This window comes from Qipengyuania mesophila (assembly GCF_019711655.1).
Classification (GTDB): domain Bacteria; phylum Pseudomonadota; class Alphaproteobacteria; order Sphingomonadales; family Sphingomonadaceae; genus Qipengyuania; species Qipengyuania mesophila.
Genome location: NZ_JAIGNU010000001.1, coordinates 1,643,093 through 1,663,177 on the forward strand (window position 1 = coordinate 1,643,093; position 20,085 = coordinate 1,663,177).

22 protein-coding genes are annotated in these 20,085 nt (G+C 68.7%); 7 read left to right on the forward strand and 15 right to left on the reverse strand.

Features of this window, described 5'->3' with window-relative positions:
- Window positions 1-132: 132 nt before the first annotated feature.
- From K3181_RS08250 to K3181_RS08260, 3 genes are all read right to left on the reverse strand, one after another.
- Window positions 133-1,317, reverse strand: coding sequence for an acyl-CoA dehydrogenase family protein (locus K3181_RS08250; RefSeq protein WP_247714905.1), 1,185 nt, complete (start codon window positions 1,315-1,317; stop codon window positions 133-135).
- Entirely contained in the window at window positions 1,314-1,583 is a 270-nt protein-coding gene (locus K3181_RS08255; RefSeq protein ID WP_221602519.1) for a hypothetical protein, read from the reverse strand. Before K3181_RS08255 ends, K3181_RS08250 begins: the two co-directional genes overlap by 4 nt.
- 91 nt (window positions 1,584-1,674) lie before the next feature.
- On the reverse strand, window positions 1,675-1,965 hold the full coding sequence (locus tag K3181_RS08260) for a hypothetical protein (RefSeq protein WP_221602520.1): 291 nt from the start codon (window positions 1,963-1,965) through the stop codon (window positions 1,675-1,677).
- 119 nt (window positions 1,966-2,084) lie between these two features.
- Between K3181_RS08260 and recQ the strand changes: the two genes are divergently transcribed.
- The 5 genes from recQ (at window position 2,085) to K3181_RS08285 (ending at window position 6,444) form a co-directional block, all read left to right on the forward strand.
- Entirely contained in the window at window positions 2,085-3,854 is a 1,770-nt protein-coding gene (gene recQ, locus K3181_RS08265) for a DNA helicase RecQ (RefSeq protein WP_221602521.1), read from the forward strand.
- A gap of 59 nt (window positions 3,855-3,913) precedes the next feature.
- Window positions 3,914-4,825: an SPFH domain-containing protein gene (locus K3181_RS08270; RefSeq protein ID WP_247714906.1), complete on the forward strand. Its 912-nt coding sequence runs from the start codon at window positions 3,914-3,916 to the stop codon at window positions 4,823-4,825.
- Between the two features lie 22 nt (window positions 4,826-4,847).
- Window positions 4,848-5,039, forward strand: a complete 192-nt coding sequence (locus tag K3181_RS08275) for a type II toxin-antitoxin system antitoxin (protein ID WP_221602522.1) — start codon at window positions 4,848-4,850, stop codon at window positions 5,037-5,039.
- 102 nt (window positions 5,040-5,141) lie between these two features.
- Window positions 5,142-5,405 (forward strand): hypothetical protein, encoded by a 264-nt coding sequence (locus tag K3181_RS08280; RefSeq protein ID WP_221602523.1) that lies wholly within the window; start codon window positions 5,142-5,144, stop codon window positions 5,403-5,405.
- 22 nt (window positions 5,406-5,427) lie between these two features.
- On the forward strand, window positions 5,428-6,444 hold the full coding sequence (locus tag K3181_RS08285) for a right-handed parallel beta-helix repeat-containing protein (protein WP_247714907.1): 1,017 nt from the start codon (window positions 5,428-5,430) through the stop codon (window positions 6,442-6,444).
- Window positions 6,445-6,448: 4 nt separating this feature from the next.
- Here the strand turns inward: K3181_RS08285 and K3181_RS08290 are convergent, their stop codons facing one another.
- Genes K3181_RS08290 through xth form a run of 4 tightly spaced genes read right to left on the reverse strand, consistent with a single transcriptional unit; the run spans window position 6,449 to window position 9,514 of the window.
- Window positions 6,449-7,159, reverse strand: coding sequence for a tetratricopeptide repeat protein (locus K3181_RS08290; protein WP_221602524.1), 711 nt, complete (start codon window positions 7,157-7,159; stop codon window positions 6,449-6,451).
- Window positions 7,160-7,170: 11 nt separating this feature from the next.
- Window positions 7,171-7,671 carry a GNAT family N-acetyltransferase gene (locus tag K3181_RS08295; protein ID WP_221602525.1) on the reverse strand — a complete coding sequence of 167 codons (501 nt, stop codon included), beginning with the start codon at window positions 7,669-7,671 and terminating at the stop codon, window positions 7,171-7,173.
- Window positions 7,668-8,687 (reverse strand): GTP cyclohydrolase II, encoded by a 1,020-nt coding sequence (ribA, locus tag K3181_RS08300; protein ID WP_345725463.1) that lies wholly within the window; start codon window positions 8,685-8,687, stop codon window positions 7,668-7,670. Before ribA ends, K3181_RS08295 begins: the two co-directional genes overlap by 4 nt.
- A 35-nt stretch (window positions 8,688-8,722) precedes the next feature.
- Window positions 8,723-9,514 carry an exodeoxyribonuclease III gene (xth, locus tag K3181_RS08305; protein WP_221602526.1) on the reverse strand — a complete coding sequence of 264 codons (792 nt, stop codon included), beginning with the start codon at window positions 9,512-9,514 and terminating at the stop codon, window positions 8,723-8,725.
- Window positions 9,515-9,617: 103 nt separating this feature from the next.
- On the opposite strand from xth, the gene K3181_RS08310 reads away from it, so the two are divergent.
- Window positions 9,618-11,054 (forward strand): alkaline phosphatase, encoded by a 1,437-nt coding sequence (locus K3181_RS08310; RefSeq protein ID WP_221602527.1) that lies wholly within the window; start codon window positions 9,618-9,620, stop codon window positions 11,052-11,054.
- A 393-nt stretch (window positions 11,055-11,447) separates the two neighbouring features.
- Here K3181_RS08310 and K3181_RS08315 read toward each other — a convergent pair whose 3' ends face one another.
- The 5 genes from K3181_RS08315 to pabB all read right to left on the reverse strand — a co-directional run bounded on the left by K3181_RS08315 (window position 11,448) and on the right by pabB (window position 15,356).
- Window positions 11,448-12,110, reverse strand: a complete 663-nt coding sequence (locus K3181_RS08315; protein WP_221602528.1) for a LolA family protein — start codon at window positions 12,108-12,110, stop codon at window positions 11,448-11,450.
- Window positions 12,111-12,196: 86 nt separating this feature from the next.
- Window positions 12,197-12,364, reverse strand: coding sequence for a 50S ribosomal protein L33 (gene rpmG / locus K3181_RS08320; RefSeq protein WP_050601641.1), 168 nt, complete (start codon window positions 12,362-12,364; stop codon window positions 12,197-12,199).
- A 116-nt stretch (window positions 12,365-12,480) separates the two neighbouring features.
- On the reverse strand, window positions 12,481-12,885 hold the full coding sequence (gene arfB, locus K3181_RS08325; protein ID WP_221602529.1) for an alternative ribosome rescue aminoacyl-tRNA hydrolase ArfB: 405 nt from the start codon (window positions 12,883-12,885) through the stop codon (window positions 12,481-12,483).
- The gene (locus K3181_RS08330; protein WP_221602530.1) at window positions 12,886-13,548 is read right to left on the reverse strand and encodes an RluA family pseudouridine synthase; all 663 of its coding nucleotides are present in this window, start codon (window positions 13,546-13,548) and stop codon (window positions 12,886-12,888) included.
- Window positions 13,545-15,356 (reverse strand): aminodeoxychorismate synthase component I, encoded by a 1,812-nt coding sequence (gene pabB, locus K3181_RS08335; RefSeq protein ID WP_221602531.1) that lies wholly within the window; start codon window positions 15,354-15,356, stop codon window positions 13,545-13,547. The genes K3181_RS08330 and pabB overlap by 4 nt, the downstream gene beginning before the upstream one ends.
- 110 nt (window positions 15,357-15,466) lie before the next feature.
- Here pabB and K3181_RS08340 point away from each other — a divergent pair, with 110 nt between their 5' ends.
- Window positions 15,467-16,993, forward strand: a complete 1,527-nt coding sequence (locus tag K3181_RS08340) for a helicase HerA-like domain-containing protein (protein ID WP_221602532.1) — start codon at window positions 15,467-15,469, stop codon at window positions 16,991-16,993.
- 101 nt (window positions 16,994-17,094) lie between these two features.
- Here K3181_RS08340 and K3181_RS08345 read toward each other — a convergent pair whose 3' ends face one another.
- Genes K3181_RS08345 through K3181_RS08355 form a run of 3 tightly spaced genes read right to left on the reverse strand, consistent with a single transcriptional unit; the run spans window position 17,095 to window position 20,002 of the window.
- Window positions 17,095-18,498: an ATP-binding protein gene (locus tag K3181_RS08345; protein WP_221602533.1), complete on the reverse strand. Its 1,404-nt coding sequence runs from the start codon at window positions 18,496-18,498 to the stop codon at window positions 17,095-17,097.
- Window positions 18,498-19,235, reverse strand: coding sequence for a response regulator (locus tag K3181_RS08350; protein WP_221602534.1), 738 nt, complete (start codon window positions 19,233-19,235; stop codon window positions 18,498-18,500). The genes K3181_RS08345 and K3181_RS08350 overlap by 1 nt, the downstream gene beginning before the upstream one ends.
- Window positions 19,236-19,285: 50 nt before the next feature.
- Entirely contained in the window at window positions 19,286-20,002 is a 717-nt protein-coding gene (locus K3181_RS08355; protein WP_221602535.1) for an EF-hand domain-containing protein, read from the reverse strand.
- Window positions 20,003-20,085: the final 83 nt, after the last annotated feature.

Genomic DNA, 20,085 nt, shown 5'->3' on the forward strand with positions numbered 1-20,085 from the left:
GAGTTCCTGTTGCGTGCGCCTTCGACCTCCGTCGAAGGCTTGCGGCACCGGCCCACTCCCCCACCCGGCCACCCACGGCACAATAATGATTGGGTGGTCGGGTGGGGGAGTGGGCTGGCAAGGTCACGCCAATCAAAGACCCGCCGCGTATTCGCGCAGCATGTGCTTGGCGATCTGCAGCTGGAGGATTTGCGTGGTGCCCTCGTAGATGCGGTAGATGCGCGCGTCGCGGAAGAAGCGCTCGGCATCGTATTCGGCGAGGTAGCCCGCGCCGCCGTAGATCTGCACCACGCGGTCGACCACGCGGCCGCACATTTCGGAGGCGAAGACCTTGAAGGCGGCGGCGTGCTTGACCGTGTTCTCGCCGCGGTCGACCCGCGCGGTGACGTCGGCCATCATCGCCTCGGCGGCGTAGATCTCGGTCCAGCTGTCGGCGAGCATCGCCTGGATCAGCTGGAAATTGGCGATCGGCTCGCCGAAGGCCTGTCGCTCGTTGGCATATTTGATCGCGCTGTCGAGCGCGCGGCGCGCGTAGCCGGTGGAGGCCGCGCCGACCGAGATGCGGCCGTTGTCGAGGCTCATCATGGCGAAGCGGAAGCCCTTGCCCGTCTCGCCGCCGAGCAGCGCGTCGCCGGGCACATGGACGTCGTCGAGCATCACGTCGGAGATATGGCTGCCCGACTGGCCCATCTTCTCATCGGGGCTGCCGGTCGATACGCCGGGCGTGTCCATCGGCACGATGAAGGCGCTGACATGCGCGTTCTTGGGCAGCGCGTCCTTCTCGGTACGCGCCATGATCAGCCCGACATCGGCATGCGGGGCATTGGTGATGTAGCGCTTGGTCCCGTTGAGGATCCAGCCGTTCCCGTCGGGGTCGGGGCGCGCGGTGGTCGCCATCGCGGCGCTGTCGCTGCCCGAACCGGGCTCGGTGAGGCCGAAACAGGCGATCGCGCCTTCGGCGATGCGCGGCCACCATTCGGCCTTCTGCGCGTCGGTTCCGCCGTTCTTGATCGCCGAATTGAACATGCCGACGTTGATCGAGAAGATCGAGCGATATGCGGGCGCGGCATAGGCCATCGTCTTCACGACCTTGGCGTATTGCGTGCAGTTGAGCCCCGCGCCGCCGAAATCCTCGGGCACGGTCAGGCCGAACAGCCCCATGTCCTTCATCTCGGCGACGATCTCGTCGGGGATCTTGTCGTCGGCGATGACCTGCTTTTCCGCAGGGATCAGCCGCTCGCGGACATAGCGCTCGAGCTGCTCGAGGAACTGGTCGAAAATGTCGGCATCCATGCCCGGGTTCACGGCATCGCTCATTGCGGAAGCTCCATCTTTTCCGGCCCACCCGATTCCTGCGGCGCCGGGAGAAGCGATTTGTCGGCGGGATCCTGCGCCTCCGCGTCATCGCCGTCTTCGGGCACCGCGCCTTCGGGCAGTCGCCGCGCCTCGATCATCTCGGCGGCATCGTCGAGCGCCGCGGCTTCGCTCTGGCTGACCGCGCCGACGGGCTCCTCCGCCTCCTGGTTGCCGGAGCAGGCGGACAGCGCGGCGAGCGCGGCGATCAGGGGGGCGAGTCGGGTCATGGAGCGCAAGCTAGGCGCAGCCGCGCGTCTCGCAAAGGACGCTACGGCGCGGCTGGACGCGGGCGGACGCGCGGCCCGCCCGCGATCCCGATCAGTTGCCCGCGTCTTCGCCCATGGCGTCCATGGCGGCCGCGGCGGTGTCGGCGGCCTTGTCACCCGCTTCCTGGATCTGCGCCTCTTCGCTCGGCGCCATGCCTTCGGGCGCGGCTCCCTCGGCATTGGCGTCGGCGTCCTCGACCGGCATGGCGTCGACATCGCTCAGCGCCTCGTCGGCGGGCATTTCGACGGTGTCGGCCTCGGCTTCGGTCGAGGCGTCCTCGGTGCTGCCGCAGGCGGCGAGGGCGAGCGTGGCGGCGGCGGTCAGGGCAATACGAAATTTCATCGGTTTCTCTCCGGATGGGGTGGGTTGCGCAGGGGATAAAGCGCAAGCGCGGGGCAGGGGGCAAGGGAAAATCGCCTCGCAGCGGTTGAACCCGCGTCGCCTTCTGGCATCAGGCGGGGATGAATGCGATCGCGGGTGCACGCCAGTCCCTCAAGGACGTCTTCGGCTTCGACGGGTTCCGGGGCCGGCAGGAGGCGGTAGTGGCGCGCGTGCTCGAAGGGCGCTCGACGCTGGCCGTGATGCCGACCGGCGCGGGCAAGTCGCTGACCTACCAGCTGCCCGCGGTCACCCTGCCGGGCACCTGCGTCGTGGTCAGCCCGCTGATCGCGCTGATGCACGACCAGCTGAGGAGCGCGCGCGCCAACGGCATCCGCGCGGCGACGCTGACCAGCGTCGATGCCGACTGGCGCGAGACGCAGCATGCCTTCCGCGCGGGCGAACTCGACCTGCTCTATGTCGCGCCCGAGCGTGCCAGCCAGCCCGCCTTCCGCGAGTTTCTGTCTGCCGCACCGCTATGCCTCTTCGCGGTGGACGAGGCGCATTGCGTCTCCGAATGGGGACACGATTTCCGACCCGACTACCGCTTGCTGCGCGGGCTGATGGATGCCTTCCCCGAGGTCCCGCGGCTCGCGCTGACCGCCACCGCGGACCGCCAGACGCGCGCCGACGTGATGGCGCAGCTCGGTATCCCCGAGGACGGGCTGGTGCTCGCCGGCTTCGACCGGCCCAATATCCGCTATTCGATCCGCCACCGGGACAACCCGGTACGCCAGCTGACCGAGCTGATGGCGAGCGAGCCGGGACCGGGGATCGTCTATGCCCCCACCCGGCGCAAGGTCGAGGAGCTGGCCGAGAAACTTGCCGCGGCCACGGGGCGCCCGGTGCTGCCCTATCACGCGGGGCTCGATGCCGAAGTGCGCGCGGCCAACCAGGCGGGTTTCGTCGCCAGCGAGGACATGGTGATCGTCGCCACCGTCGCCTTCGGCATGGGGATAGACAAGCCCGACGTGCGTTTCGTCGCGCATGTCGGCGTGCCCAAGTCGATCGAGGGCTATTACCAGGAAACCGGGCGCGCGGGGCGCGACGGCGATCCGAGCCAGGCGGTGATGTTCTGGGGCGCGGGCGATTTCGCCACCGCGCGCCAGCGGCTCGCCGAGGTCGACGAGGCCCGCCGCAGCGCCGAGCGCGCGCGGCTCGATGCGCTCGCCGGGCTTGTCGAAACCGCCGGATGCCGCCGCGCGGTGCTGCTCCGCCATTTCGGCGAGGATCCACCGAGCACCTGCGGCAATTGCGACAATTGCCTCGAACAGCCGAGCGTGACCGACGTCACCGAGCTGGCGCGCAAGCTGCTCTCGGCGGTCTACCGGACGGGGCAGAGCTTCGGCATGGGGCATCTGCAGAAGGTGCTCACCGGGAACGAGGACGAGCGCGTGCGCCAGCGCGGGCATGACCGGCTGAGCGTCTTCGGCATCGTCGAGGGCGAGGACGCGCGGCTGCTCCAGCCGCTGTCGCGCGCGCTGCAGGCGCGCGGCGACCTCGTCGCGACCGAGCATGGCGGGCTGGCGCTCGGCGGATCGGCGCGCTCGATCCTCAAGGGCGAGAGCGGGGTCGAGATCGTCATTCCGCCCAAGCGGCAGCGCGGGCGGCGCGGTGATGCGGCGCCCAACCCTGTCGGCGATCCGCTGTTCGAGGCGCTGCGCGCGCTGCGCAAGGAGCTGGCCGAGGAGGCGCAGGTCCCGCCCTATGTCATTTTCCACGACTCGACGCTGCGCGAAATGGCGGCGAACCGACCCGCAACGCTCGCACAATTGGCTCAACTGCCGGGCGTCGGGGCGAAGAAGCTCGAGGCCTATGGCGAACGCTTCCTGCTTGAGATCGCCCGCCATTGACCGAGTGGCCTGCCTGATATAAATATGATATCATAATTATATCGAAGGAGCGATTCGTCATGTCGGTCGAACTCAAGGGAATGAACACCAGTACCGAACGGGCCGGGTCGAGCTTCAGCGGCTATCCCATGCTCGCGCTGATCCTCGTCCTGCTGGCGCTGGTGGCGTGGAATCTTTCGGGCAGTCTCCCGCCCTACGGCGCGACCAAGGCCGAAAAGCTGATCTTCGTCGGCCTGCTTGTGGGGCCGCTCCTCCTGCTTGGCTTCCTCGCTGCCGGCTTCTTCATGATCCAGCCCAACCAGGCCGCGGTGCTGACGCTGTTCGGCGAATATCGCGGGACCGAACGGCGCGAAGGGCTACGCTGGATCTGGCCGTGGATGGGCAAGAACAAGATCTCGGTTCGCGCGCACAACATCCATTCCGAACGGGTCAAGATCAACGACCTTCGCGGCAATCCGATCGAGATCGCCTGCAACGTCGTGTGGCGCGTCGCCGATACCGCACAGGCGAGCTTCGACGTCGACGACTACAAGGCCTTCGTGAACATCCAGATCGAGGCCGGGCTGCGCACGGTGGGTTCGCGCCATCCCTATGACGATTTCGAGGGCGAGGAGGTGACGCTGCGCGGCAGCGTCGACGTCATCAACCGCGAGCTGCTCGAGGAGCTCAACGATCGCCTGCGCGTCGCGGGCATCCTCGTCGACGAGGCGGGGCTGACCCACCTCGCCTATGCCAGCGAGATCGCCAGCGCAATGCTCAAGCGGCAGCAGGCCGATGCGATCATCGCCGCGCGCGCCAAGATCGTGCTCGGCGCGGTCGGCATGGTCGAGGATGCGCTCACCAAGCTGGCGCAGGACGACATCGTCGAGCTCGACGGCGAACGCCGCGCGGCGATGGTCTCGAACCTGATGGTCGTGCTCTGCGGCGACAAGGAAGCGCATCCGGTCGTCAACGCCGGCTCGCTCTACTAGGGCGCAGAGGCGGACAGGTCCGATGTCCAAGAAGGCCTTCGCCTTGCGGCTCGATCCGGCGGTCCACGCCGCGATCGAGCGGCTGGCCGCGGCCGAGCTGCGCAGTGCCAATGCCCAGATCGAAATGCTCCTGCGCGAAGCGCTCGCCAGACGCGGGGTCGAGGTGCCCGCATCGCGACCGCCCCGCCGGGGGCGACCGAAAAAGGATGATTAAGATGACGTTGCTACACTCGCTTGCCGGCGCTTGCCTCCTGGCGGCTGCGGGCACCACGCCCCTCGCCGCGCCGACGGCGCAGTCCGACAGGCAGGACGGCGAATGACCGATCCCAACGACGGCGCGTGGTTCGCTCCCAAGCGCTTCGGCTATGGCTGCGGGCTGCCGATCGCGCGGCAGGGCTGGGCGCTGCTCGCGGGATATCTCCTCGTCGTCGGGCTTTGCGTTCAGCTCGCCCAATGGGACCCGGATGTCGGCATGATCGGGGCGCTAGCGCTGTTCGTCCCCGCGACCGCGGTCTTCCTCGTCATTGCGGCGTGGAAGACACGCGGCGGATGGCGCTGGCGCTGGGGCGGCGAGGACTGACGCCGCTCGCGTGGTTATTCCGATGTTAACCACGCAGCCCTATTCCGGCCTGATGGACTCGCCTTTCGCCCAGCCCGCCGCGCGCCTTCCCCGCTGGCTTCTCGCCGCCGTCGGAGCTGTCGCGGTAAGCGCCATCCCGCTGGCCGCACTGCTCGCGCAGGGGCGCGGACCAGCCAGCTTCACCGTCGCCGAAACCGGGCGCGGCTACGGCTCGCTCCAGGCGGCGGTCGATGCGATCGGCGATCGCGAAGGCACCGTGATCATCGCTTCGGGCAATTGGAACGAATGCGCCGTGCAGGACGCCGGCGTGGTCCATTTCCGCGCCGCGGAACCCGGCAAGGCGCTGCTCGGCGGCAAGGCCTGCGAAGGCAAGGCCGCGCTGGTCCTGCGCGGACGCGGCGCGAGCGTCGAGGGCCTGGTCTTCGCCGATCTCGCGGTCGATGACGGCAATGGGGCGGGCATCCGTCTCGAACAGGGGCCGCTGCGCGTTTCGCAGAGCTGGTTCCGCGACAGCCAGCAGGGCATCATGACCACCAACGGCGTCGACAGCGAGCTGGTGGTCGACAAGTCGACCTTCACCCGCCTCGGCACCTGCGAGAATTCGGCCGGCTGCGCGCATTCGATCTATGCCGGCGACTATGGCCGCGTCACCGTGACCCGCAGCCGCTTCGAACAGGGCACCGGCGGGCATTACCTCAAGTCGCGCGCGGCGCGCATCGTGGTCGAGGAATGTAGCTTCGACGATGCCAACGGCCACGGCACCAACTACCTCATCGACCTCCCCAACGGCGGCAGCGGCGCGATTCGCGGCAACTGGTTCGTCCAGGGGCGCGACAAGGACAATTGGTCGGCGATGATCGCGATCGGCGCCGAGGGCGCGCGCTATACCTCTGACGGGCTCGTGATCGCCGACAACGACGCGCGGCTCGTGCCCAACCTCGCGCGCAGCCCGGCCTTCGTTGCCGACTGGACCGGCGATTCGCTCGTTTTCGGCGACAACACGCTTGGCCCCAATGTCCGCCGTTTCGAGCGGCGCTAGCCAGCTAGCCGGCGGGCTTCGGCCCCAGCCCCATCTCGCCGAGCAGGGCATTCGCCCGTGCGACCAGCCGTTCGCGATCGGCGGCGCCGAGCTGCTCCCACAGCCCCTGCAGATAGCGCGCGGCGGTTTCGTCGCCCAGCTGGTCGGCGATCAGCCAATAGGCCACCGCTTCCTCGACGTCTTGCTCGACGCCTTCTCCGCGCGCGTAGAGTACGCCCAGCCCTTCGAAGCCGTGCGGCTCGCCCAGCCGGGCGGCCATTTCGTAGTGCATGCGCGCCTTGGCAAAGTCCTGCGGGACTCCACGGCCCATGGCGTACATCACGGCCAGGCTGGTCATCGCCTGGGTATTGCCCTGATAGACCGCCTGCTTGAACAGCAGCACCGCGTCCGCCGTATCGCCGGGGGCGGTTCCCTCGTCGATCATCACCCCGAGCCGCCAGCGCGCCGTGGCATCGCCCTTTTCGGCGGCTTGGCGATAGAGCTCGGCGGCCCTGCCCGGATTCGCGGGCACGCCGCGCCCCTCCTCGTAATAGTGGGCCAGTTCGGCAAGCGCCGCGACATCGCCCGAATTCGCCGCCTGTTCGACGAGAGCGAAGGCCTCGGCCTCCTTCCCCTGCTCCGAAAGTGCCTGCGCCTCGCCCGGAGGTGCATTGCCGAGCAGCAGCGCGCCGGCGAGCGCCAGCATGGCCGATTTCAAACGGTGCCGATCGTGCATCACCCTATCCCTCATCCGAACGCCCTGGCGTAGGTCACGATAGCCTGCGGTGCCTCGCCTTCAAGCACAAGTCGCTGGAAATACTCGGCTGGCGGGCCGGGATGGCGCAGTGCCGGATCCGCTTCGAAGCCGAAGCGTGCGTAATAGGCCGGGTCGCCGAGCAGCACGATGCCCCGCGCGCCGCGCGCCCGCAGATCGGCAATGCCGCGCTGCACCAGAGCCGAACCGATCCCCTGGCGGTGGTACTCGGGCCAGACGCTGACCGGTCCCAGCCCGTACCAGCCGGCACGGCCGTCGGTGAGCGTCACCGGCGAGAAGGCGATATGGCCGACAATCTGCCCGGCATGTTCCGCCACCAGCGAGAGCGCGAGGTCGCCGTCGGCGCGCAGGCGGTCGACCAGCTCCGCCTCGTCGCCGTCGCTGAAGGGCAAGTTGCGGAACGCCGCCTCGGTCAGCGCGAAAATGGTAGCCGCGTCGCCCGGCGCTTCGGGCCGGATCGTCGCCGTGATCACAGGATATGGCCGGAACGGTCGCGCTTGGTGGCGAGATAGCGGGCGTTGTGCGGATTGTCGGGCAGCGCATGCGGCACGCGTTCGGCGACCGTGACCCCTTCGGCCTCGAGCGCGGCCACCTTGGCGGGATTGTTGGTCATCAGCCGGATCGCCTTGACCCCGAGCAGGGCGAGCATGCGCGCGGCGGTGGGGAAGTCGCGCGCCTCGTCGGGCAGGCCGAGGCGGGTGTTGGCGTCGACCGTGTCGAACCCCTGGTCCTGCAGGCGATAGGCGCGCAGCTTGTTGATCAGCCCGATCCCGCGTCCTTCCTGCCGCAGGTAGAGCAGCACGCCCCAACCGCCCTTGGCGGCCTCATCGGCCATGGCATGGAGCGCGGCATCGAGCTGGGGCCCGCAGTCGCATTTGAGACTGCCGAGAATGTCGCCGGTGAGGCATTCCGAATGCAGCCGCACCAGCGGTGGTCGGTCGGAGGCCTGCTCGCCGATCACCAGCGCGACATGCTCGCGCGTGTCGTCGGGGCTGCGAAAGGCGACGATCCGCGCATCCTCGGCCGCGGTGACCGGTAGCCGTGCGCGCGAGGCCACCTGCAACCGTCCGGCATCGGCATAGGCCGCGACATCCTCGGCGGTGAGGGCAACCGCTTCGCCTGCGCCCTGCGGATCGACGAGGAAGGCGGGCAGTACGCCCGCCATGCGTGCGAGCTCGAGCGCGGCGCGCGCCTGTTCCTCCCATGCGAGCGGCAGCGCCTTGAACGGCCCCTTCAAGGGATTGGCCATGTCGAGCGCGGGGTCGGCCACTGCCAGCGCGGCGGGCAGGTCGAACGCTTCGGCCCCGCGCATCAGCACCGGCTGGCGCGGCACGGCGGCCTCGATCTGGTTGGCGAGCTTGAGCGTCGCCGCGCGGCTGGCGGAGATCAGCATCGCCTCGCCGGCGAGGTCGCCGAAGGCCGTCTCGACCGGCTGGAGCAGCGGTGCGCCCTCGATCGCCAGCGGCCAGCCGTGGCGCAGCGCGTCCACCGCCTGCGCCGCCCGGCGCGAAGGCGAGCGCTCGCTCAGAGCGTGAACTCCGTCACCAGCGGGACGTGGTCCGAGGGCTTGTCCCAGTCGCGCGCGTGCTCGTGCACCGCGTGGCCAGTCGCCTGCTTCGCGAGCTCGGGGCTGGCCCACATATGGTCGAGCCGGCGGCCGCGGTCGTTGGCCTTCCAGTCCTTCGAGCGGTAGCTCCACCAGCTGTAGTAGCGTTCGGGCGCCTTGATGTGCTCGCGCCCGATATCGGCCCAGCCATGCGCATCCATGAAGCGCTGCAGGCTCTCGACCTCGACCGGCGTGTGGCTGACCACCTTGAGCAGCTGCTTGTGGTTCCACACGTCGCTTTCGAGCGGGGCGATGTTGAAATCGCCGACGATCAGCGTCGGCCGGTCGACTGCATCGGCCCAGCGCGTCATCCGCTCGAGGAAGTCGAGCTTCTGGCCGAACTTGGGGTTCACCTCGCGGTCGGGTTCGTCCCCGCCCGCGGGAACATAGACGTTTTCGACGATCATCCCCTGGTGCTCGGTCAGCTCGACGCCGACGTGGCGCGCCTCGCCATTGTCCTGCCAGTCGTGGCGCGAGAATTCCTTCAATGGCGTTTTCGCCACGGTGGCGACGCCGTGATAGCCCTTCTGCCCGTGCACCGCGAAATGCTCGTAGCCGAGCGCGCGGAAGGCTTCGTAGGGGAACTGGTGCTCCTGGCACTTGATCTCCTGCAGGCACAGCACGTCGGGCGCCTGCTCGGTGAGGAAGCGCTCGACGATCGGCATGCGCAGGCGGACGGAATTGATGTTCCAGGTAGCGATAGAAACCATGCCGAGCGGGTTAGGTGAGCGCCCCCGATGCCGCAAGCGTCATGCTTCCTTCGCACACCGCGCTGATATAGGGCGACGCCAGAAACCTGCCGGGAGAGCCACGATGTCCGTCCGCACGATATTCCTTGCCACCACCACTGCCGCCGCGCTGGCGCTGGGGGGCTGCACCACCGTCAGCGCCCAGGATACGCCAGCGGTTGCCGCCGCACCGGCCCCGGCCCCGGCCAAGGCGAAGAACGTCATCCTCTTCATCGGCGACGGCATGGGCGTCTCGACCGTCACCGCAGCGCGCATCTACGCGGGGCAGAAGCTGGGGCACACCGGCGAGGAATACGTCCTGCCGTTCGAGAATTTCGAGCACCTCGCGCTGGTCAAGACCTACAACGCCAATGCGCAGGTGCCCGACAGCGCGGGCACGGCCAGCGCGATGAACACCGGGGTGAAGACCAATATCGGCATGCTCGGCTATGCGCCCGAAGCGCATCACGGCGACTGCGCCTCGGGCAAGGGGCTCGAATCGCCGCTGGTGAGCGAGGAGGCGCGCGCGCATGGCAAGGCGCTCGGCATCGTCAGCACCGCGCGCATCACCCATGCTACCCCGGCGGCGGTCTATGCCCGCAGCGTCAATCGCGACTGGGAGGCCGATGCCGCGATCGCCGAGGACCAGCGCGGGCTCGGCTGCCTCGACATCGCCCGGCAGCTCGTCGCCACGCCCTTCGACGTCGCGCTCGGCGGCGGCAGCGCGGCCTTCTTCGGCAAGGCCGGCGGCGGGCAGCGGCTCGACGCGTCGGCCGATCTCCCCGAGGCCTGGGCCAAGGCGACCGGCGGGACCTATGTCACCAGCGCGGCGCAAATGGCCGCCGCCCCGGCCGACAAGCCCGTGCTCGGGCTCTTCTCGCCGAGCCACATGACCTACATGGTCGATCGCAAGCCCGACACCAGCGAGCCGACGCTGACCGACATGACGCAGGCGGCGATCGGCCACCTGCAGAGCGATCCCGACGGCTATTACCTGATGGTCGAGAGCGGCCGCATCGATCACGGTCACCACGCCGGGCAGGCGGGCTATGCGCTCGAGGAGGCGGTCGAATTCGCCCGCGCGATCCAGTGGGCGATCGACAACACCGATCCGGACGAAACGCTGATCCTGGTGACCGCCGACCACAGCCACGTCTTCACCATCGCCGGCTATCCGCGGCGCGGCAACGATATCCTCGGCCTGGTCGTCCCGCCCGACGGCGGCGGCGAGGATGGCGATGCCGCCGGGGGTCCGACGCTAGCCAAGGACGGGAAGCCCTACACCACGCTCGGCTACGGCAACGGCCCCGGCGCCGTGACGCCCGATGCCGAGGGCGGGCGCCCCATGCCCGAGACGGGGGTCCACGCGCACCAGCAATCTTTGGTTCCGACCGGATCGGAGACGCATGGCGGCGAGGATGTCGCGCTCTACGCCAATGGACCGGGCGCGGAGAACGTGCGCGGCGTGATGGAGCAGAACCTCATCTACGACGTGATCCGCAAGGCCTTCGGCTGGGAATAGCGGGGTAGGTCTTTCGGTGTTTGCGCCTCCGACTTCTGTCGGAGGATAGCGGTACCTGCCCACGCCCCCTCCCGGCCACCCACGGCACGGTATCTTATGGGTGGCCGGGAGGGGGCGTGGGCAGGTTCAGCCGCGAGGGAAGCGCGGAGGCGCTTCACGCACGCAAATGGCAAACCAACACAAAAAACCCCCGCGCCGGGGGCATTGGCACGGGGGTTTCCTGTGAGCGTTCGTCACGCTTGGAACGAGATGAACCAGGTCGAAGGGGTCAACAGGGGGGAAACCCGCTTCGTGTCGTCTCGCAAGATCAAGAATAGGGCGGCTGCGATTGCTGTTCTATGAACGTGTGGCAACCGGCCAACGCACGGATCGCTCCACTCGCCGCCGAGCCGTTCAGCCCGGGCGACGGGACGATCTGCGAGGATCGCGGAAGGTGAACGCGCTGTCGGCCACCGCCACGCCGTAACGCTGGTTCGCGAGCCGCACGGTGGTGCGGTGGTTCTGCGAATCGAGCGCCACCCAATGGGTGAGGCGCAGGCCGCCGGGCGAAGAGGCGTCGCGCGCGAAGATCAGCGTGATCACGCCGAATTCGGGGCGCTGCGTGTCGCGCACCTCGACGCTGACGACGTCGGGATGGCTGGTGGGCACCAGCTTGCCGTATTTCTTCACGTCCCGGCTGGGATCGAGCAGAGCGCCGAGCGGAGAGTTCTTGATCGGCCAGCGCTGGACCTGGTTGACCTCGTAGTCGACCATATACATCGACTTTCCGTTCGAGACGACGAGCATGGGCACGCCCTTCTCGTATTCGAAACGGATCTTGCCGGGGCGTTTCAGCGTCATCACGCCGCGCACGGTCTGGCCGTTGCGGTCGGTCTGGACGAAATCCGCTTTCATCGTCGAGATGCCGCGCAGCGCGGCGACAGCCTTGTCGAGGTCGCCAGCGGCGGCTTCGACCGGTGCGGGTGCGAGGATCGCGGATGCGGGAAGCGCCGCAGCCAGCGAAAGAGCTAGCGCGGCGCGGATCGGGGTGGTCTTTTTCGAAGGCAAGGTGTTCATGCTCCTGCGATTAGGGTCGGAGCATTGAACCATCACTGAACCCAGGGTGTTCCCGCGGTTCAGCCAGAGCATCGACCGCCTGGGCCTTACTTGATCTTCGCTTCCTTGAACTCGACGTGCTTGCGCGCGACGGGATCGTACTTGCGGAAGGTGAACTTTTCCGTGTGGTTACGCGGATTCTTCTTGGTCACGTAATAGAAGCCCGTGTCGGCGGTCGAGACGAGCTTGATCTTGACGGTTGCGGGCTTCGCCATGGCGTGTTCCTAAAGATCTGAATGGGGCCGCTGAGGCCTGAAAAAACAAGGGCGGCGCGTCGCGCACCGCCGTCCGGCGCGCCCTTTGTGTGATTCACGGGGAAAAGTCAAGCATTCTACCAGTCGATCTTGCCGCGCTTTGCCTTGACCTCGCCGCGCGCCTTTTTCGCCTTGAGCCGCTTGACCTTGCCGACCCGATTGACGCGGCTCTTCTTGCGTTTGCGCGGCGGGGTGAGCGCCTCGGACAGCAGCGCCAGCAGCCGTTCGCGCGCCGCCTCGCGATTCTGCTCCTGCGTCCGATATTCGTTCGCGGTGAGGACGATCTCGCCGCCCTTGGTCAGCTTGCTGCCGGCGACCTCCTTCAATCGCTCGAAGGCCTCGGGCGGCATGCCCAGCTTGAACACGTCGACGCGCAGCTGCACTGCAGTGGCGACCTTGTTGACGTTCTGCCCGCCGGGGCCCGAGGAGGCGATGAACTTCTCCTCGGCGATTTCGAGGGCCGTGTCGGCGATGCGCCCCATTCAGCCCGGGCCGTCCGCGAAGCCGAGCGCGGCGAAGTCCTGCGGCAACGGCGCGCTGGCGGCGATCGGCGGCTTGCCTTCGCGCGGGACGGTGAGTGCGGCGGCGTGGAGCATGGTGCGCGGCGCCCCCTTCCCGTCGCCATAGACCGGGTCGCCGAGCAGCGGCAGGCCGAGCCCGGCCTGGCAATGGACGCGGATCTGGTGCGTGCGGCCGGTTTCGGGGCGGAATTCGACCAGCGCGCGGCCGTCGATCTCGGCCAGCACGCGCCAGTGGGTGATCGAGGGCTTGCCCTTCTTCGCGGCGATCATGCGCCAGCCCTTGCCCGCGCTGCTGATCTTCGACAGCGACAGCTCGATCGTGCCCTCGCGCGCCTCGGGCACGCCGGCGAGCACGCCGAGATAGCGCTTCTCGACCATCCGGTCCTCGAAGCTCTTCGAAAAGCGCTTCAGCGCCTTGGGATTGCGCGCCAGCAGCAGGCAGCCGCTGGTGTCGGTATCGATCCGGTGGACGGGAACGGGGGCGCGCTGGAAGCCGAGCTTCAGTTCCTCGAAATGGTCCTCGAGGCAGGGGCCGCCGCGGCGCGGGCGTTCGACCGGCAGGCCGGCGGGCTTGTCGATGACCAGCGCTTCGCCGTCTTCGAACAGGATCGGTATCTGGGTCATTGGGCAAGCCTCGCGTCCATCATCAGGCGCAGCGCATTGCCGAGGAAGAAGCCGTTTTCCAAGTCCTCGATTCGCAATTCTGCTTCGCGCGCGCGGCCTTCGTCGAGCAGCGTCCGGCGAAAGACGCCCGGCAGCAGGCCGAGCCGGGCGGGCGGGGTGAGCAGCACGCCATCCTCGCCGCGCACGAAGATATTGGTCACGCTGCCCTCGGTCAGCAACCCGTCCTCGCGCACGAACAGCGCCTCCTGCGCACCGTGCTCGCGCGCGATCCGTTGCGCATCGTCGTAGAATCCGCGATCGGTGGTCTTGTGCCGCAAGCGCCAGTCGCCTGCATCGACCGGCAGCGGCAGGACGATGCAGCGCGCGGGCTGCGGCCAGGGTTCGGGCATGTCCTGCGCCTCGAGCGCGAGCGCGCCCGAACGCGCCGCGAGCAGGCGCACGCGGCTCGGCTTTTCGAGCACGAAACAGAGCGCATGGAGCTGGTTGCGCGCCTCGTGCCGGTCGAACGACAGGCCCAGCGCCGCCGCGCTCGCCTTCATCCGCTCGAGATGCGTCTCGAGGAAGGGAATGCCGCCCTCCGGCGTGAAGCGCATGGTCTCGATGAGGTCGAACTGCGCCGCGCGGTGATCGGGCGAAGAGGTGCGCGCGAAGGCGCCCTTGAGCAGCGCCTCGCGCCATTCGGTGCGCGGCTCGCTGTCGGCGACGATCGCTCCGCCCACGCCGAGCACCGCCTTGCCCCGGCCATTCTCGATTTCGGTCAGCCGCAGCGTGCGGATGGCGACGTTGAAGGCGGCGTCGCCATCGGCGCCGATACGTCCGATCGCCCCGCAATAGGGCCCGCGCGGATCGCGCTCGACCTCGCCGATCAGCTCCATCGCGCGGATCTTGGGTGCGCCGGTGATCGAGCCGCAGGGAAACAGCGCGCGGACGAGGTCCACGGCGTCCGTGCCCTCTTTCAGCTGCGCGCGCACCACGCTGACCATCTGGTGGACGGTGGGATAGCTCTCGATCGCGAAGGGATCGTCGACGCGCACGCTGCCCGCCTCGGCGACGCGCGACAAATCGTTGCGCATCAGGTCGACGATCATCAAATTCTCGGCCCTGTCCTTGACCGATCCGGCGAGCTCGTCCGCCAGCGCGCGGTCGGACGCCGCTTCGCCGCCGCGCGGGCGCGTGCCCTTCATCGGCTTGGCCTTGGCCTCGCGGCCCTTGAGCGAGACGAACAGTTCGGGGCTGAGGCTCAAGAGCCAGTGCGACCCGTCGAACACCACCCCGCCATAGCCCGCCTGCGCGGCGGGCCGCAGCGCGGCATAGAGGCCCAGCGGGTCGCCGGTGAAATTGCCCGCCAGCGGGAAGGTCAGGTTGGCCTGGTAGATGTCGCCAGCGCGGATCGCCTCTTGCAGCGCGGCGAAGGCGCTTTCGTAGCCGCCCGGCGAGACCTGCGGTTCGAGCGGCCCGACGCTGCCGCCGCCTTGCGCGTGCGTCGTGAGCCATTCGGGCATCTGCTCGGCAGCTATGCGGCTGGGCGCGTCGAACAGGCCGAGCCAGACGAGCGGTCCGGCACCGCCGCTGCGCGCCTCGGCCAGTGGGCGCAGCCGTTCCTCGAGCGCGAGCCCGGCTTCGTAGGCGATGTAGCCCGCCAGTTCGCCGCCCGCCCGGCGCGCTTCCTCGGCGGCGGCGAGGACCGCTTCGACTTGGTCGGGGCGGTGCGCGACGAAGACCTCGCGCGGGTTCTCGAACACCAAGGCATCGGCCGCGCCGCTTTCGCGCGCATCGTCGAGCAGGACAAAGGGACGCCTATCCGCCATCGCTGGCAGCCTTTACCGCAAGTGCCGCGCCTGTCGAGGGATTGCTTGACCGCGCCCACAGCGCTGCGCCACAGCGGGGGTACACACCATCAGCGGGAGCGGGCGGGACGATGAGCGAGATTTTCCTCGGACTGGGCGCGAATGGCGAGAGGCAGGTGCTGCGGCTGGGTCAGGCCAACCGCCACGGGCTGATCGCGGGCGCCACCGGCACGGGCAAGACGGTGACGCTGCAGGGGCTCGCCGAGAGCTTCTCCGCCGCCGGCGTCCCGGTCTTCGTCGCCGACGTGAAGGGCGATCTTGCGGGCATCTCGATGGCCGGATCGCCGCAGTTCAAGCACGCCGACAAGCTCGAGGGCCGCGCGCGCGAACTGGGCATGGAGGATTATGCCTATTCCGACAACGCTGCGGTCTTCTGGGACCTCTACGGCGAGCAGGGCTTTCCCATCCGCACTACGATCTCGGAGATGGGCCCGCTGCTGCTCGCGCGCCTGCTCGATCTCAACGAGACGCAGGAGGGCGTGCTCAACATCGTCTTCCGCTTCGCCGACGAACAGGGGCTGCTGCTGCTCGACCTCGGTGATTTGCAGGCGATGCTTGCGCACACGGCCGAACATGCCGCCGAACTGTCGGGCAAATACGGCAATGTCACCAAGGCCAGCGTCGGCGCGATCCAGCGCCAGCTGCTGAGCTTCGAGAGCCAGGGCGCCGACCTGTTCTTCGGCGAACCCGCGCTCGAGATCGACGATTTCCTCGCCGTCGACGAACAGGGGCGCGGGGTGATCAACGTGCTCGCCGCCGACAGGCTGATGCGCGGGCCCAAGCTCTACGCGACCTTCCTGCTGTGGCTGCTCGCCGAGCTGTTCGAGAGCCTGCCCGAGGTGGGCGACCCGGAGAAGCCCAGGCTGGTGTTCTTCTTCGACGAGGCGCACCTGCTGTTCGACGATGCTCCCCAGGCGCTCGAGGACAAGGTCGAACAGGTCGTCCGGCTGATTCGCTCGAAAGGCGTCGGGGTCTATTTCGTCACCCAGAATCCGATAGATATTCCCGAGAAGATCGCCGGCCAGCTGGGCAACCGCGTGCAGCATGCGCTGCGTGCCTTCACCCCGCGCGACCAGCGTGCGATCAAGGCGGCAGCGGAAACCTTCCGCATCAACCCCGATCTCGATGTCGCGCAGGCGATCACCGAACTCAAGGTCGGCGAGGCGCTGGTCTCGACGCTCGACGAAGACGGCGCGCCCACCGTGGTCCAGCGCACGCTGATCAAGCCGCCGCGTTCGCGGCTCGGCCCGGTGACCGAAAAGGAGCGCAAGATCATCAATTCGGTGAGCGATCTCGACGGCAAATACGACACCGCCGTCGATCGCGAGAGCGCCGAGGAAGTGCTCGCGCAGAAGGCCGCCGATGCCGCCGCCACCGCCGAGGAGGTCGCGGAAAAGGGGCGCGAGGAAGTCGCCAAGCGGCCGCGCAAGACCACCTCGATGTGGACCAGGGCCGGCAAGGCTGCGGCCACCGCCGCCGCTGGCTCGCTGTCATCGATCGCCGTTGCGAGCGTGCTGGGCAAGAAGTCGAGCGCCGACCCGGTGCGGACCGGCCTCAACGCCTTCGTGCGCAACATCATCGGCGGGCTGATGCGCTGATCTACCCATCGCGGCGCCAGCCCGCACCCCCGCCCGGCCACCCATGACAATATCCTGATCGGGTTGCCGGGTGGGGGTGCGGGCCGGTCCCGCTCGCGTGACTACAACGGAATCCGGAACTCCGCGCGCAGGCCGCCCTCGCGGCGGTTGGCGAGCACCAGCATGCCGCCGTGCTGCTCGGCCACCGCGCGGGCCAGCGTCAGCCCGAGGCCCGAGCCGCCGGTGGCGCGGTTGCGGCTCGCCTCGCCGCGGGTGAAGGGCTCGAGCATCTCGTGGATGCGGTGCTCGGCAATCCCGGGTCCGTCGTCGTCGACGCGGAGGATCGCCATGCCGTCGGCGCGCAGCACCTCGACCCGCGCGGTGCCGGCATAGCGCAGCGCATTGGTGATGAGATTGCGCAGTCCGCGCTTGAGCCAGGTCAGATGGACCGGGGCGGCGACGCGCCCCTGCATCGCCAGCGTCACCGGGCGGCCCATGTCCTCGAATTCCTCGACCACCGAGGCGGCGAGCGCGCCGAGTTCGGTCATCTCCGCCGGCGTGTCGTTGCGGCCCACACGTGCGAGCGCGAGGATCTCGTCGAGCGTCTGCGTGATGTCCTCGATGCTCGTCGCCATCCGCGCGCGCACGGCCTCGTTCTCGACGCTCTCGATGCGCACGCGCAGCGCGGCGAGCGGGGTCTTGAGATCGTGCCCGATGGCACCGAGCATGACGTCCTTCTCGTCGAGCATAGAGACGATCCGCGCCTGCATCGCATTATGCGCCTCGATCAGCTTGCGCACGTCGTCGGGGCCCGAAGCGGGCAATGGCGGTTCGGCCGAACCCGATCCGGCAAAGCGCCGCGTGCGCACGGCCAGCGCGTCGAGCGGGTGGGTGATGCGCCGGAGGACGAGATAGAGCAGCCCGACGAGCACCGCGAAGAGGATCACGGTCTGCAAGACGAGCGTGCGCAACACGGCGCGATCGGGCGGAGGAACCGGCAGGCGGGCCACCTGCCAGACGTCGGCGTCCTGCTGCTTGAGCGCGACGACCATGAGATCGCGCGGGAGGCCCTGCCGCGCCCGTCGCAGCGTTCCGTCATTCCGGATCGCTTGCCCGATGCCCGGTTCCCTTGCCAGCGGTCGGATGGTGATGGCGATGCTCTCCACCGCCATTCCCTGCTCCTCGAGCAGGGTTTCGAGCACGGCCTCGCGGCGCTCGTCGCGCGGAGCGTCGTCGGGCAGCGGAAAGGCGAGGGTCTCGGCGTAGCGGAAGCTGCGCGGCAGCCGCAGGCCGCTCTCTTCCTCGCGCGGCCGGTGACGCGGTGGGGGACGGTCGCGGCGACCGCGCCGGTCGTCGTTTCGCGTGCCCGACAGCAGCTGGAAGGCGGCGGCGTTCATGAAGGCGAGCTCGCGCCGCTCGTTGGCCGCACGATAGAGCATGCCAGCCGAGATCGCCTGCGCGATCAGCAGCGCGGCGGCCAGCGCCAGCATGACCTGCCCGAGCAGGCTGCGCGGGCCGAGGCGCATCAGCTGTCGCCGTCGCGCGTCGCGCGGGTGACCTCGGCACCGAACCGGTAACCGCCGCCACGCACGGTCTGGATGTAATGGGGATTGCGGCTGTCGCTCTCGATCTTGCGGCGCAGGCGGCTGACCTGGTTGTCGACCGCGCGATCGAACAGATGCGCCTCGCGGCCCTGGACCAGGTCGAGCAAGCGGTCGCGGTCGAGCACCTGGCGGGGATGATCGCAAAAGGCGCGCAACATGCGGAATTCGGCGGTCGAGATCGGCACCAGTGCGCCTTCGGGATCGATCAGGCGGCGCTTGAGCGGATCGAGCCGCCAGCCCTCGAATTCGTAGAGCAGTTCTTCCGAAGGCGCGGGGCCGGGGCGCTCGGCGCGGCGCAGCACAGACCGGATGCGCGCCACCAGTTCGCGCGGTTCGAAGGGCTTGGTGACATAGTCGTCGGCGCCGATCTCGAGCCCTATGATCCGATCCATCGCCTCGCTCCGGGCGGTGAGCAGGATCACCGGCAGGCGGCGCGTCTCGACCAGGTGACGGCACAGCGAGAGCCCGTCCTCGCCCGGCATCATGATGTCGAGCAGGACGATGTCGGGCGTCTCGCGCGCGAGCAGCGTGCGCGCGGCGGCGGCGCTCTCGGCGTCTTGTACGGCGAACCCCTGGCGGGTGAGATATTCCGCCAGGGGCTCGCGCAGCGAGCGCTCGTCGTCGACGAGCAGGATGGAAACGGGGGCGGGCGTGGTCATGGTCTGTCTGTACCCGGGCCTACCGCCCGCCCCAGTGCCGGATCAAGCGCTTACTCGCCGCGCTGCGTATCGCGTCGGGCTTTCCACTCGGCGCGCATCGCTTCACGGGCGGCCTTGCGCTCGGCCTCGGTGGCCTTGCCGTCGCCGTCGCTGTCGAGCTTGGCGAAGTGGGCTGCGACCGCTGCGTCGAATTCGGCGCGGGTGATCGACTGGTCGCCGTCGGTGTCGGCCATGCGCGCCATCATGTGGCCGGGGCCGCCGGGACCGCCGCGCATGCCGCGGTGGCCGCGCTTGCCTTCGCCGCGCGGGCCGCGTTCGCCGCGGGCTTGATGCATCGCCTTCATTTCGGCGGGCGAAAGACCACCGCTCTTGTCGGTATCCATGCTGGCGAAATGCTCGGCCATGCGATCGCCGCGGCGTTCGGCGCGCGCCTCGCGGCGTTCCTCGCGGCGCTCTTCGCGGCGCTGCATGCGCGCCTCGTGCAGGGCCTTCATTTCGGCCTGCGAGAGCTCGCCGTCGCCATTGGTATCGGCCTTGGCGAACATCTCGGCGCCGCGGGCCTCGCGGTCGGCGGCATCGAGCACGCCGTCGCCATTGGCGTCCATCTTGGTGAAGCCTTCAGCGGCCTGCGCGCGGACCTCGTCGAGAGTCACGATCCCGTCGCCATTGGCATCGGGGTCGGGATGCTCGCCGTGATGGCGGGCGAGCGCGGCCGTACCGGTCAGCGCCAGCGCCGCAGCGGAAAGGGTGAGGAAAGTCTTGTTCATTGCGTGTCTCCAAAATCTGGAGAGCTGCGACGGACCCAGGGTCTGAGGGGAGGAACATGTGAGGCCCGCCGCAACTCGTGCCC